The organism is Roseobacter sp. EG26 (assembly GCF_049830555.1).
Classification (GTDB): domain Bacteria; phylum Pseudomonadota; class Alphaproteobacteria; order Rhodobacterales; family Rhodobacteraceae; genus Roseobacter.
The window spans coordinates 71,599-85,582 of sequence record NZ_JBNBLH010000007.1; the positions used below are offsets into that span (position 1 = coordinate 71,599).

At 55.2% G+C, this 13,984-nt stretch carries 14 protein-coding genes; 10 read left to right on the top strand and 4 right to left on the bottom strand.

Going from position 1 to position 13,984, the window contains the following annotated elements:
• Positions 1-198 precede the first annotated feature (198 nt).
• Entirely contained in the window at positions 199-2,157 is a 1,959-nt protein-coding gene (gene thrS / locus ACOTTU_RS16185; RefSeq protein WP_425659552.1) for a threonine--tRNA ligase, read from the bottom strand.
• A 190-nt stretch (positions 2,158-2,347) separates the two neighbouring features.
• Here thrS and ACOTTU_RS16190 point away from each other — a divergent pair, with 190 nt between their 5' ends.
• Positions 2,348-2,593, top strand: coding sequence for a hypothetical protein (locus ACOTTU_RS16190; RefSeq protein ID WP_298915128.1), 246 nt, complete (start codon positions 2,348-2,350; stop codon positions 2,591-2,593).
• Between the two features lie 77 nt (positions 2,594-2,670).
• Here ACOTTU_RS16190 and ACOTTU_RS16195 read toward each other — a convergent pair whose 3' ends face one another.
• Positions 2,671-3,429: an ArsR/SmtB family transcription factor gene (locus ACOTTU_RS16195; RefSeq protein ID WP_425659554.1), complete on the bottom strand. Its 759-nt coding sequence runs from the start codon at positions 3,427-3,429 to the stop codon at positions 2,671-2,673.
• Positions 3,430-3,549: 120 nt separating this feature from the next.
• Here ACOTTU_RS16195 and ACOTTU_RS16200 point away from each other — a divergent pair, with 120 nt between their 5' ends.
• The 6 genes from ACOTTU_RS16200 to ACOTTU_RS16225 all read left to right on the top strand — a co-directional run bounded on the left by ACOTTU_RS16200 (position 3,550) and on the right by ACOTTU_RS16225 (position 8,244).
• Positions 3,550-4,302, top strand: a complete 753-nt coding sequence (locus ACOTTU_RS16200) for an alpha/beta fold hydrolase (protein ID WP_425659555.1) — start codon at positions 3,550-3,552, stop codon at positions 4,300-4,302.
• A gap of 9 nt (positions 4,303-4,311) precedes the next feature.
• Positions 4,312-4,746 (top strand): VOC family protein, encoded by a 435-nt coding sequence (locus tag ACOTTU_RS16205; protein ID WP_425659556.1) that lies wholly within the window; start codon positions 4,312-4,314, stop codon positions 4,744-4,746.
• Positions 4,746-5,384 carry a hypothetical protein gene (locus ACOTTU_RS16210; RefSeq protein ID WP_425659558.1) on the top strand — a complete coding sequence of 213 codons (639 nt, stop codon included), beginning with the start codon at positions 4,746-4,748 and terminating at the stop codon, positions 5,382-5,384. Before ACOTTU_RS16205 ends, ACOTTU_RS16210 begins: the two co-directional genes overlap by 1 nt.
• A 120-nt stretch (positions 5,385-5,504) precedes the next feature.
• Complete coding sequence (locus ACOTTU_RS16215; RefSeq protein WP_425659560.1) at positions 5,505-6,596, top strand: peptidoglycan-binding protein LysM; 1,092 nt, start codon at positions 5,505-5,507, stop codon at positions 6,594-6,596.
• Between the two features lie 2 nt (positions 6,597-6,598).
• Positions 6,599-7,408, top strand: a complete 810-nt coding sequence (locus tag ACOTTU_RS16220; protein WP_425659561.1) for a substrate-binding periplasmic protein — start codon at positions 6,599-6,601, stop codon at positions 7,406-7,408.
• 125 nt (positions 7,409-7,533) lie between these two features.
• Entirely contained in the window at positions 7,534-8,244 is a 711-nt protein-coding gene (locus ACOTTU_RS16225) for an alpha/beta fold hydrolase (protein WP_298915145.1), read from the top strand.
• A gap of 5 nt (positions 8,245-8,249) precedes the next feature.
• On the opposite strand, the gene phaZ is transcribed toward ACOTTU_RS16225, so the two are convergent.
• A complete protein-coding gene (gene phaZ, locus ACOTTU_RS16230; RefSeq protein WP_298915148.1) occupies positions 8,250-9,530 on the bottom strand; it encodes a polyhydroxyalkanoate depolymerase in 1,281 nt (426 codons plus the stop codon).
• Between the two features lie 107 nt (positions 9,531-9,637).
• Here phaZ and ACOTTU_RS16235 point away from each other — a divergent pair, with 107 nt between their 5' ends.
• From ACOTTU_RS16235 to phaR, 3 genes are all read left to right on the top strand, one after another.
• Positions 9,638-11,443 carry a PHA/PHB synthase family protein gene (locus ACOTTU_RS16235; RefSeq protein ID WP_425659563.1) on the top strand — a complete coding sequence of 602 codons (1,806 nt, stop codon included), beginning with the start codon at positions 9,638-9,640 and terminating at the stop codon, positions 11,441-11,443.
• A gap of 139 nt (positions 11,444-11,582) precedes the next feature.
• Entirely contained in the window at positions 11,583-12,029 is a 447-nt protein-coding gene (locus ACOTTU_RS16240; protein WP_219506643.1) for a phasin family protein, read from the top strand.
• A gap of 134 nt (positions 12,030-12,163) precedes the next feature.
• A complete protein-coding gene (gene phaR / locus ACOTTU_RS16245) occupies positions 12,164-12,727 on the top strand; it encodes a polyhydroxyalkanoate synthesis repressor PhaR (protein ID WP_298915161.1) in 564 nt (187 codons plus the stop codon).
• Positions 12,728-12,730: 3 nt separating this feature from the next.
• On the opposite strand, the gene ACOTTU_RS16250 is transcribed toward phaR, so the two are convergent.
• On the bottom strand, positions 12,731-13,921 hold the full coding sequence (locus tag ACOTTU_RS16250; protein ID WP_425659565.1) for a DegT/DnrJ/EryC1/StrS family aminotransferase: 1,191 nt from the start codon (positions 13,919-13,921) through the stop codon (positions 12,731-12,733).
• Positions 13,922-13,984 lie beyond the last annotated feature (63 nt).

Genomic DNA, 13,984 nt, shown 5'->3' on the forward strand with positions numbered 1-13,984 from the left:
TTCCCTTGTTACAGACCATTACGGTCAGATATAGAGCAAAAATAGGGTTTGCACATCTGACATGCCACTCACGAGGCTGTGTGTCACACAGCTGTTAAGAACGCATGCACGTCAGCAATGATATCGCCCATATTTCCTCGGAATTGTAACAAAAACAATGCCTCGGCGATGCCTGGCCGCATGGCTCCTTGCGAATTGTTACAGCATGTCAGGCGGTGTTGCCTCGATAGAGAGGGTGTTCGTGATGGCATCCAACGGCTGAACGCCGGTTTGTTTCTCACCAAGTCGGCGAACGGTCACTGAGCGTTCTTCAACCTCGCGCGCGCCTACAGCGAGGATGACCGGCACCTTGCCTACGGAGTGTTCGCGGACCTTGTAGTTGATCTTTTCGTTGCGGATGTCGGCTTCGGCGCGAACGCCGCCAGCGCGGAGAGCATCGACTACTTCATGCACGTAGTCATCGGCATCCGAGATGATCGAGGCCACAACAACCTGACGCGGGGCCAGCCAGAAGGGCAGTTTGCCCGCCGAATTCTCGATCAGGATACCGATGAAGCGCTCAAACGATCCCAGACAGGCACGGTGCAGCATATAGGGGCGATGTTTCGCGCCATCCTCACCGATAAAGGTGGCACCGAGCCGTTCGGGCAGGTTTGGATCCACCTGGAAGGTGCCACATTGCCACTCGCGGCCGATGGCGTCGGTCAGCTTGAAATCGAGCTTGGGTCCGTAAAACGCGCCTTCTCCGGCGTCCAGCGTGTAGGGGTGGCCGGTCGCCTTGATGGCGTTTTCCAGCGCCGCCTCGACGTGATCCCAGCTTTCCTCGGAGCCCACACGTTTTTCGGGGCGCGTGGCGAACATGATCTCGAAACTCTCGAACCCGAGGTCTTTGTAGACCGAGGATAGATAATTGATGAACGCCGCGCACTCGGCCTCAATCTGGTCTTCCCGGCAGAAGATATGACCATCGTCTTGGGTAAAGCCGCGCACCCGCATGATGCCGTGCAGCGCGCCTGAGGGTTCATAGCGGTTGCACGAGCCAAACTCGGCCATGCGCAGGGGCAGGTCGCGATAGGATTTCAGGCCCTGGTTGAAAATCTGCACATGGCAGGGGCAATTCATCGGTTTCAGCGCGTTGATCGCTTTTTCGCGGGCGTGTTCCTCATCCACCTCGACGATGAACATATGTTCCTGATATTTGTCCCAGTGACCGGAGGCCTCCCAAAGCTTACGGTCCACGACCTGCGGGGTGTTCACCTCTTGATAACCCGCGGCACGTTGCTTGCGGCGCATATAGTCTTGCAAGGTGGTGTAGATCGACCAGCCATTTGCATGCCAGAAAACCTGACCTGGCGCTTCCTCCTGCATGTGAAAGAGGTTCATCTCGCGGCCCAATTTGCGGTGGTCGCGCTTGGCGGCCTCTTCAAGCATGTTGAGATGCGCGCGCAGTTTTTCCTTGCCGGTGAAGGCCACGCCGTAGATGCGTTGCAGCATCGCGCGGTCGCTGTCCCCGCGCCAATAGGCGCCCGCAATGGACATCAGTTTGAACGCATCCCCGGGGACTTGCCCGGTGTGCTGCAAATGGGGACCCCGGCAGAGATCCTGCCATTCCCCGTGCCAGTACATTCGCAAGGGTTCGTCGCCTGGAATGGCCTCGATCAGCTCGACCTTATAGGGCTCGCCGTTGTTCTCATAATGCTTGATCGCGCGGTCCCGGTCCCAGATCTCGGTGCGGACGGGATCACGTTTGTTGATGATTTCCTTCATCTTTTTCTCGATGAGGCCGAGGTCTTCCGGTGTGAAAGGCTCTGCACGGTCAAAATCATAGTACCAGCCGTCCTTGATCACCGGACCGATGGTGACCTTGGTGTCGGGCCAGATTTCCTGAACCGCGCGTGCCATGATGTGTGCCAGATCGTGGCGGACCAATTCGTTGGCCTGTTCATCGTCGGCCATGGTATGAATGGCAATGCTGGCGTCTGCGTCGATCGGCCATGCCAGATCGTAATGTGCGCCATTGACGGTCGCACTGATTGCCTTTTTGCGCAGGGACGTAGAGATGCTTGCTGCGACATCGCCAGCGGTTACCCCGGCGTTAAATTCGCGGGCGTTGCCGTCAGGAAAGGTGAGAGAGATTATACTATCTTTTGGGGCCATCTTGGGCGCTCCTCGTCGGTTTGGCGCCTACGAGACGCCCGGTTGCGGGTTGTTGGCGATCTAATGACGGGTGCGGCCAATGCAGTCAAGCGGGCATTGCTGCCGGTATACCGAAGAATACGTTGACCGCGACATTTTATGTGTTAAATCCGACATATGCCATGTCGCCAACAACCATTGGGGGAAGAGAATGCCGAGCTATAACCGGACCTTCGAGCTAAGTATCCATGACGTCGACCTGATCGAGGAAGCGCTGCGTGCCCGCGGTCGCGAATTGTGCAAAATGCGCCGGGCCCTTTCCGATGAAAACCCAGCAGATTTGCAATCCATCAATGTGATCGAGGCGGATCAGCGCGAAAACGAAGAATTGTTGGGCCGTCTGCACAATCAAAAGATTTTCTACCGTCCGGGGGCCGCGCCCTACGTTGGCGGGTGATGCTTTGACTGACGTGAAAGCGCCTGCGGCGATCGCCTCTTAGGCCGCCGCACAGCAACACACCCGCCCGGCAGCGCCTAAGCTTCCTCTGGCTGCGGTGAGAATTTGACAGCCTGTCCGGTTTCCAGCCAGGTTTTAAGACCTGCCAGAGTGCGATGCCACCCGTCCGCTACACCTTCCTGACCTGCGGGAATATCATAGTGCTCCAGGGTCAGCAGGCAGTTTTCCCCTTGTGGTTCAATGATGTAGACAAAACGCGAGGCTTCAAGGGGCACATCCGGCCCTGCCCAATGTGGCTCGAACGTGCTTTCTATCCGCGTTTTGGGTGTCAACTTGGTTTCCGTGCAGATCAACATCAGGTTTTCGTCGGGCATTCTGAAAATCAGAGCATTGCCCTCACGCGTACAGGTGCCTGAGACGAAATTGTAGGCAGCATTGGCGTCAGGGTCCGACAGCGCATGCCACAGTGCATCCTGAGTACAGTGAATAAAGGTTTGCATCATGAAATCGGGTTTGGTCATCTTCGGTGTTCCTTCAAGTTGAGATTTGAGATTAAGCACCGCTCGCGCCGCTGGTTGCTGGAGCAATGGCTCCACCCAGCGATCTATGGCTTCCTGTAGCGGAAGCGCGTTGAGATAGTGGTATTTGAACCGGCCTTTTTTGTGGGTCACGATCAGCTTCGCGTCTTCCAAAACGCCCAGATGTTTCATCACTCCAAAACGCGTCATGTCGAGCTGACCCTGCAAATCAAGCAGGCTTTGCCCGGGTTTCGCGCGCAGGCGGTCGAGCAGCGTGCGCCGGGTCGGGTCGGCAAGAGCTTTGAAAATCGAATCCATGAGCAATCAATACGTGATTATATAGTAACGTGACAATATGGTAACGTAATAATTTCCCAATACGAGGGATTGCGGGGTGCATCTTCTTGGGCGCATGATCTGTTAAAAGGGAAACGCCGAATGACCGAACCACGATATCTCGACACTGCTGACGAGCGCCGGCTGGCCTATCACCTGACGGAGGGAAAGGGCCCCTGGATCATTTTTCTGGGTGGTCTCAAATCCGACATGGAGGGCACCAAGGCGTTGCATCTGGAGGCTTGGGCGCGCGCCAAAGGCCGTGCTTTTTTACGGTTTGACTATTCCGGTCACGGGCAGTCGTCTCGCCGCTTCGAGGAGGGCTCGATCGGCGATTGGGCGGAGGACACCGCCGCAATCATCGACGCGCTGACCGAAGGGCCCATACTCCCCGTGGGCTCCTCCATGGGTGGATGGCAGGCATTGCTGCTCGCAAAACGAATGCCTGACCGGATCGCTGGTATGGTCACCATCGCTGCCGCACCCGATTTTACAGAAGACGGCTATTGGGCGTCATTTTCGGAGGCGCAAAAACAGCAACTCACAAGGGAAGGGCGGGTGGAAATCCCCTCGGATTATATGGAACCCTATATCATCACCAGCCGGATGATCGAAGACGGTCGGGAACAGCTTGTATTGCGGTCAAATCTGGATTTGCCGTTTCCCGTCAGATGCCTGCAAGGCACGGCGGATACCGCAGTCAGCACGGAAACTGCCCTGCGCCTGTTGCAGCATGCAACTTGCCCGGACATGCGTCTGATGTTGGTGAAGGATGCAGATCATCGGTTTTCGGACGGCCCCTGTTTAGCTCTGATCGAAGAGGCTGTTGGGGATTTATTGGCAATCAAGGCATAGGAGTGCTGCATGGAACAACGGATCAGCCTCATTACGTTAGGCGCAAAAGACATGGATGCGTTGTCTCAATTCTACGATGCGCTGGGCTGGCAGCGAACGCCCTCGCCGGATGGCGTGATTGCCTATGATCTTATTGGCCAGACCCTCGGGCTCTACCCGTTGGATAAATTGGCGGAAGAAACCGGATTGCCTTTGTCAGACCTTGGATATGGAGCCTGCAGCTTTGCGCATAACCTGCGATCCAAGGAAGAGGTCGCACCGCTGCTGGAAAGGGCGGAGGCTGCCGGCGCGCGAATCCTGAAGCCCGCACAGGACGTGTTTTGGGGTGGGCATCACGGGTATTTCGCAGATCCCGAAGGTCATATCTGGGAAATCGCCCATAATCCTTTTTCGCCTCTCCGCGCGGATGGCGCATTTCGCTGGCTTGGCTACGAGGAGACCTGATGCGCAGCCCCAAATCCATGTGGAGTATGGAGACGCTGGGCCGGGTACGCCTTTCTCGCTATTTTTACATGCGTGATTTTCTCTACTCCGAAATCAGCAATATGCATGGCGTCCCGAACGTGCCACCTAACCCTGATTTGGCCATTGAAAACGGCCGAAAGCTCTGCGTTCAGTTACTTGATCCGTTGGAGGAGACATTTGGCAGGCTGGCAATCCGCTCAGGATACAGGTCCCCCCAGCTGAACGGATACGGGAATGCTAACAAGCTCAATTGCGCGGCGAATGACAACCCAATCGAGTGCCATATCTGGGACCGCGGCGATGGCGAGGAGGCGATTGCAGGAACGTCGCTTGCTGTTCCCTGGTTTACGGATCAATACGAACAGGGACGGGACTGGCGCGACCTCGCGTGGTGGGTACACGATCATCTACCTTACTCCGAAATGTGGTTTTTCCCGAAACTCGCCGCTTTCAATCTGGTTTGGCGACCGGTGCCACAACGCACGATTTCGAGCTATATCGCCCCAAGAGGAATGCTGCTGCGAAAGGGCGACACACCTGGAGAATCGCAAGAAAAACGCCGCGCACGCTACGCTGATTTCCCACAATTCAGAGGTGTAAATTTCCCGCAAAACTAGATTATATTGTGGTCCTCTATATAGATTTCCGCAATATGTTGATTATTCGTTGACCGCAGATTGGGTTTCGGCAAGGTGTCCTCCGGCACCATCGTTGGGGGATGAGTGATGCGCGGTCTGATGTCTTTTTTGCTTGCCAGTTGCTTTGCTTGGCCGATCGGCGTTTTTGCGGAAACTTGCGGCGGCAGCTATCTTGTCGCGCCCGGCGATAATTTGTCTTCGATCGCTTTGCGGACCTACAAGGACGCTGGCAAATGGACCTCGATCCACACTGCCAATCTGGATGTCATCGGCGAAGACCCTGACCGAATATTGATCGGAACAGAATTGAGATTGGGGTGCGTCAATGGTCTGCCCAAAGCCGGGCCTGCGCCAGCATCCGCAATCTCTGCCTTTCATGAGCGTGCCGATCCCGAAACAAAGCAACCGCGGCTTGGCCCAGCGGGTGTAGGGCCAGCGCGCCGAGGGATATCGCCGCTGAGAGTTGTGACCGGGGACGGGCAGGAGCCTTTTTCTGATCAATCCCTCTCAGGCGGGGGGATGCTCGCAGAGGTCATGACAGCGGCGATCTCCGCAGGCTTCGATGAGCGGCCTTATGAAATATTCAGGATAAATGACTGGGGATCTCACCTGGACCCCTTGCTTAGCAAGCAACTGATGGATGTGTCGTTTCCCTGGCCCAAGCCCGATTGTCGTGGTTCATCAGGAGGTCAGTACTGCGAAGGTCTGGTGTATTCAGAGCCGATGTTTGAGCTTCTGATGCAAGTGTTTGTGCGACGCTCGGACCCGGTGTCGCTCGTCAATTTACCGAGCTCGCGCAAAGCGCTTGTGTGTCGACCGGCTGGGCGCATGACCTTTATGTTGGATCAGGGTGGCAGAAACTGGTTGCGTGACAAAGAAATCGAATTGGTGCAGGCACCTTCCGTTGCAGGTTGCTTTGATCTTTTGATGAAGGCAGAGGTGGATTTCGTGGTCGCGAATGAGTTTACGGGGCGCGAAGTGCTGCGCCGCAGGAGCTTCAAAGACGAGATTGCGGCTGTCGCCAATGCACCGTTGGGCATCGTGACACTGCATGCGGTAGCGTCAAATGAGAACCCGCAAGCCAAGCGAACTATTCGCTTTCTCAACAAAGGGTTGCAGCACCTGCGCCGTTCAGGGGAGTATCAGGAGATCGTTGATCGCCATCTGGCGCAGGTCTGGGCAGGGCTATGACCATGAAAGGCCTCCTCAGAGCCGCCGCGATCGGTCTTTTGGTCGTTGGATCGGTAAAGACCGCAGCGGCGGATGTGACAATCCTGACGATGTCGGGTCGCCCCCCATTCGCGGATGCGGATTGGCCTCAAAAGGGCATGTTCACCGAATTGGTCACCGCCGCGCTGACCGTTGGCCCGGATCCTGAACCGTTCCATATCGATTGGCATGGCGATCCGACAGGCGGATTTCGATCAGTTAAGGAGAAGACCCATGATCTGGGTTATCCTGTCCCGCGCCCGCTGTGCGAGCTATCTCGCGATAAAGGAGGTCCGTGCGTCGCGTTCCACTTTTCCGACCCCGTCATGGAACTGGTGAATTTGGTTTTTGTGCGAGCGGACAATGATTTCGAGTTCAATTCGGACGCGGATTTAGAAGGCAGGTCTTTGTGTCGCCCAAAGGGTTTCTACATCGATGATCTGGACCGTCCCGGTCGTGAATGGCTTACCCGCGGTGTGGTGACGCTGGTGCAGCCAGAAATGCCTAGGGATTGTTTCAAGATGTTGGTGGCGGGAGAAGTTGACCTGGTGTCGGTCAACGAATTTCTGGGGGTGCAGCAATTGTTTGATGCCCAATTGACTGAGATGGTTCTGCCATTGCCGAGACCGCTTTCCACCCAATCTTGGCACGTCGTCGTTTCAAAAACCCATTCGCGGGCAACCACGTTGCTCTATCGGTTCAACGCCGGGTTGGCCAAGCTCAAACAAACTGACGCCTATGCGGAGATAATCTCGCGGCACCTGACGATCTATTGGGATCGCCTCAAAGGTTAATCTGCGCAGAACGCGCGTCCGACAGACCTTGTGATTGCGCGCATAGCGGGTAATGTTCCGGATAAATTCGCGATTTGGGAACGAGCAAGGCATGGGTCTCCGCCAACGAACAATTGGGTGCAACCATGCCTGAACCATTGGTGTTGTTGCCCGGGATGATGTGTGACGCCCGGCTTTTTGGCCCTCAGATCGCCGAACTATCCTCAGACGTCGCAGTTATGACCGCACCGATCACCCAGGGAGAGCGGATCGAGGAAATTGCGTCGGGGCTGCTGGACCAATTGCCCGCCCGTTTTGCGCTTGCGGGGCTTAGCATGGGCGGTATCGTCGCGATGGAGATATTACGGCGCGCGCCTGACCGTGTATCGCGAATTGCCCTGCTGGATACGAACCCCCTTGCCGAAACACCGCAGATCGCGGCCGCTCGCGAACCGCAGATCGTGGCCGCCAGAACCGGGCGCATGTTAGATGTCATGCGTGAGGAGATGAAGCCGAACTACTTGGCACCGGGGCCGCATCAGACCGCCGTGCTCGATCTGGTTATGGACATGGCAGAGACTTTAGGCCCGGAAGTCTTCGTTCGACAATCGCGGGCGTTGCAGAGGCGGCGGGATCAGCAAAGCACGCTGCGCAAGTGTAAAATTCCGACACTTATTCTCTGTGGCGCGCATGATGCTCTCTGCCCGGTCAAACGCCATGAATTCATGGCTGAGCTGATTCCGTACGCGACATTGCGTATTCTGGCGGATTCAGGGCATTTGCCGACACTTGAGCAACCGCAGGAGACCACGAAGGCGATCCGTGACTGGATGGCGCTACCGCTGGTCTTACGGTAGCCGACTTACGCCGCGGCGTTCTTATTTGCAGGTTTTCTGGGCTTGCGAGAAGGCTTGCCGCTGTTGGCGTCGATGAAATCCAGCACCAGGGGCCGGATATTGCGCCGCCAGCTCTTACCAGCAAATATGCCGTAGTGCCCGGCCCCGACTTCAACGTGGCTGGCTTTTTTGTTGTCTGGCAGCCCCGTGCAGAGATCCAAAGCCGCAATGCACTGACCGGGGGCAGAAATATCGTCTTTCGAGCCTTCGACGGTTTTGACCGCGACGGTTGTGATCTTGCCGATATCGACCATCTTGCCGCCAACCGAGAACGCGTTCTTGGCAATCTCGCCATTTTTGAAAATGCGCTCGACTGTGCTGAGATAAAATTCCGCGGTCATATCCATCACCGCAAGATATTCGTCATAAAACTTATTGTGCTTGTCGTGATCGCCAGCCTCACCACGTGCCACGCGACCGATTTGATCGGTAAAGGCCTTGGCATGCGTTTCCGCATTCATTGAAATGAAGGACGATAGTTGCAACAGACCCGGGTAAACCATACGCCCGACGCCGGGATACTTGAACCCCACGCGCTGGATCATCAGTTCTTCCAGCTGACCCATCGTAACCCGGTGACCAAAATCCGTCACATCGGTTGGTGTGGCGTTGGGGTCAATCGGACCGCCGATCAGTGTCAGGCTACGAGGCTGGGCTTTGGGGTCTTCTTCAGCCAGATAAGCGGTTGCGGCCAATGTCAGTGGCGCAGGCTGGCATACGGCGATCACATGAGTGTCGGGTCCCAGCTCACGCATGAAATCAACCAGGTAAAGCGTGTAGTCTTCGATATCGAACTTGCCTGCACTGACCGGAATGTCGCGGGCATTGTGCCAATCGGTGATATAGATGTCAGCATCCGGCAAAAGGCTGATCACGGTCGACCGCAGTAGGGTCGCATAGTGCCCGGACATTGGCGCCACCAGCAAGACCTTGCGATTTGGCACCTCTCGCCCCGGCACGACAAAATGCAGCAAATCACCAAAATCCCGTTCAATCACGATTTCGGTGCTGACAACGTGATCTTGCCCGTCGCTTGATGGTACAGCCGGAATATTCCAGTCGGGCTTTACAATCATGCGCTGAAAGGTTCGCTCGGTGACTTCACCCCAGGCGCGCATCCACGCAAATCCGGGATTTGGAATCATGGAGAAAGCCGGATATGCTCCCATTGCGAGCGCTGTCGCGCCGAGCCATTGGTTCGTGTTGCGAACAGTCTCCATCAGGTCGTATGTAGCCATATAGCGCATAGGGGTCTCCTTGTTACAATCCGGGCGCACCGGTACATGCAGTCGCTCGGCCCCCTGAAGCTAACGACATTATGCTGCAACTGCGAACATACGAGGGAAAGGTTAACATGACAACACATTCTGACGGTGACGTGATCCCTTCCGGCGAGACGCTGGAAAGAATGACGGAAAATCTCAAAAAAGTTGAGGAACTGTCGGCACGTTTGCAGCGGGTTTTGACCCATCGTCAAACACATAACGCGGCCCTGGATGGACCGAATCAGGAGTTGTTCGGACGTGCGGCGCAAGCCTATTGGACGGAGGTGGTGAATAATCCGGCCAAGGTTTTTGAGCACCAGATGTCCTATTGGTCCGATACGATGAAGCAGTTTGTGCAAGCGCAGCAAGAATTGTCCAAGGGTAATCTCAGCGCGCCTGAAGACCCGGGCCCGAAGGATCGCCGCTTTGCCAACCCTCTTTGGGACACGCACCCCTATTTCAACTATATCAAGAAGCAATATCTTATTAATGCGGAAGCCCTGCAGACTGCCGTCGATGATGTGACGGAACTTGATCCGGCTGAAAAAAACCGCCTGACCTATTTCTCCCGTCAGATCGTTGACATGATGTCGCCGACGAATTTCCTGGCGACCAACCCGGATGCATTGGAAAAAGCGATTGAGACTGAAGGCCAAAGCCTTGTTCAGGGGTTGGAGAACCTGATCAATGATCTGGAGGCCAACAAGGGCGAGTTGGTCGTGAAACTGGCCGACGAATCCGCCTTTGAGTTGGGTCGCAACATCGCGACGACACCCGGCAAGGTGGTTTTCCGCAACCGCATGATGGAGCTTATCCAGTACGCGCCCAGCACCGAAGAAGTTCACAAGACGCCCTTGGTGATCTTTCCGCCCTGGATCAACAAATACTACATTCTCGATCTCAAGGCGCAGAACAGTCTGGTGAAATGGCTCGCAGATCAGGGGTACACCGTCTTCATGGTCTCCTGGGTGAACCCGGACCCGACCTACCGGGATATCGGGATGGAGGACTACATCGAAGACGGCTATTTGAGAGCCATCGACGAGATCAAACAGATCACGGGCGAAAAGCAGGTTAATGCCGTCGGCTATTGCATCGCCGGCACGACATTGTCGCTTACCCTTTCGCTCATGAAACAGCGCGGCGACAAATCTGTGAAATCGGCGACGCTTTTCACGGCGCTGACAGATTTTTCGGATCAGGGGGAATTCGCACCTTTCCTAACCAACGATTTCATCGACGGGATCGAAGCGGAAATTGATGACAAGGGGGTTCTGCCCTCGGTGATCATGGCGCGGACGTTTTCGTTCCTGCGGTCAAACGATCTGATCTATGGGCCCGCGATCAAAAGCTACATGATGGGGGAGACGCCACCCGCTTTCGATCTGCTCTATTGGAATGGCGACGGCGCCAACCTTCCGGGCAAGATGTCGAAGCAATATTTGCGCGGTCTTTGTCAGCGCGATGAGCTTGCGCGAGGGGGGTTCGAATTGCTGGGCCATAAACTCAAGCTATCAGATATTGAAATTCCCCTTTGTGCGATCGCCTGCGAGACCGATCACATAGCTGCCTGGAAAGACAGCTATCGCGGTGTCCAGCAGATGGGCTCTAAGGACAAGACATTTATTGTCACGCAATCGGGACATATCGCCGGTATCGTGAATCCACCGACGCGCAACAAATACGGACACTATACCAATCCTGATCTGAGCCTAGATCATGCGGATTGGCTGGAGGATGCGGATTTCACCGAAGGGTCTTGGTGGCCCCGGTGGGAAACATGGTTGAAAAAGCGGTCCGGCAAGATGATTCCCGCACGTATTCCGGGAGATTCGAGCCATCCAGTGCTTTGTGATGCACCGGGTACCTATGTTGCGAAGAAGGCAACACTCTGAAAAATAACAACTTTAAGTCACTGGAAAAATAATGCTGCAGTGCAGAAAAAACACTTGAAATGCCGCGCTGCAGCATCTATATCCTTTTGCAGACGCAGAAAGACGGGATGTTCCCGCAAGCGACAAAAGGATTTTCGAAATGACAAAGACACCTGACCTGACCGCCGTATTCAAAGACGTCATGGGCGCATTCCCAGTTGACACAGCTGCTTTTGAAGATGCTTTCAAAACATCTGCGACACTGAACGAAAAACTGTCCGGCGTTGCGCTGACAGCTGCTGAGAAATCCACAGCGATCTCCAGCAAATGGACACAAGAAACTCTGGCCAAACTGGCCGAGATGTCCAAAGCGAAAAAAGAGCCGGTTGACTATGCAAAAGCGATGACCGATTTCGCTTCCGCATATTCCGAAACAGCCGCTGAGCACATGGCAGCTTTCGCAGAAGTAGCGAAAAAAGCGCAAATGGACACAGTTGAGCTGATGATGGCTGCTGGCAAAGACATGAGCGAAGACGCAACTGCTGCTGTCAAAAAAGCGACAACCGAAGCGACTGCTGCTGTCAAAAAAGCTGCAACAGCCAAGTAAGGCGATTTGAGTTTCGCGCTCAATTCCTCCCTGATGAGCGCAAACCAGAAGGGCGGGCTTCCTCAAGCCCGCCCTTTCTTTTTGGAAAACTGTGTCCTAAGCTGCACTGCAGCGCGGGATGAGGGAGAATTCGTGTGGCTACCAAAGACAAACCATTGCTCATCAAGCGATATGCGAGCAGGCGTCTCTACAACACGGAAACCAGCGACTACGTGACACTGGAAGACATCGCCAGCCTGATCCGCGAGGGTCGGGAGGTACAGATTGTCGATCTGAAATCCGGTGATGATCTGACACGGCAGTACTTACTTCAAATCATTGCGGAACACGAAAGCCGTGGCGAAAATGTTCTGCCAGTGGACGTATTGAACGACCTGGTGCGCAGCTACATGACACCGGGTGCCAGCGTAGTGCCGCAGTTCCTGCAAGCTTCTTTTGAGATGCTGCGCGATGGCCAGTCCCAGATGATGGACAAGATGAATGCGATGAATCCCATGGCAAAGATGCCGGGGTTCGAGCTGATGCAGGCGCAGCAGCAGGCCTTCATGAAAGCGATGACCGGTGGATTGGGCAATGCGGCTGGCTGGAGCGCACCTGAAGAGGAGAGTGCGGCGGCTGATGGCGAGAGTGGTGAAGACCTCGATGCGATCAAAAAGCAGCTGGCCGAGCTACAGGACAAATTATCGAAGCTGAAATAGCGTCTACGCGACTTCTGATTTCGGGATTTTTGTCGCACGATCGATCGACGATAAAAGCACCTCGGTGACAGCATCAAGCTCGTGCCATTTCAAGCGCACGGGCAATCGCACGTCACAGGCCCGCATCAGCATCGCACGCGTTTGCGGCAATTCCGGCAAATCTTTGATGAATTGCCAGTTCCAGAACGCCCGCGCATTATCGGTGCTTTGCCCAAAGACTTGAACCTTGACGCCAGCGGCATCCGCCGCTTCCACGAATTTGGCAATGGCAGTATCGTCAATATCCACAAGATTGAACTGGATGCTGTCCGGCGCGCGTTCTTCACCCTCCAATGGGTCTGGAACCTCGATGTAGTTTGACTGATTCAATCGGGCTGCCACGTAATCATGGTTGCGCCTGCCATCCCGGACACGCCGCGGCAGCTCATCGAGTTGCGGACGAATAAGCGCTGCGGACAGGTTATTCAGACGCAGATTATAGAGAGGCAGTTTGTTTTGGTGGCGCGCGAAAGCTCCTAACAGGACCGGGTGCTTTTTCCAGTTATGCTCATAGGCGCCCGACATGATGATTGTACGCGCGACCAAATCCGCATCATCGGTGATCAGAATGCCGCCTTCGCCTGCGTTGATCATCTTGTAGGACTGAAAGGAAAAGCACCCGATTTTTCCAAGCGTGCCGATGATACGGCCCCGCCAGATTGTGCCGAGGGAATGGGCCGCGTCTTCGATCACGGGGACATCGGCGGCATCGCACAGGGTCATGATCGCATCCATATCTGACGTGTGCCCGCGCATATGGCTGATGATCACAGCAGAAATCCCCGATTTCAGTTTCTGCGAAAAATCGTCCAGATCGATACGGTAGTTGTCCTTCACTTCGCAAAGAACCGGCACGCAATCTGCGTGCACAACAGAGGAGGGCACCGCAGCGAAAGTGAACCCCGGGATCAGGACACGTGCCGCGCGTGGCAGATCAAGCGCTTTGAGCGACAAAAACAGAGCTGCGGAACATGACGAAACCGCCAGAGCATATTTGCTGCCCATCCTTTGCGCGAACTCCGCTTCGAGCAGCGAGACCGGGGCATCTGAGGCGGCGGTATAGCGAAAAAGATCACCGGTTTGCAGCAAGCGGTCGATTTCTGTGCGCGCGGATTCAGGAATGGGTTCCGCAGTGTGCATGTCCGGAAGGTTCATATTTGAATTTCCTTAATGGGAGTTTTGGAAATTCTAAATCAATGGCTGCGCCTATCCAAGTAA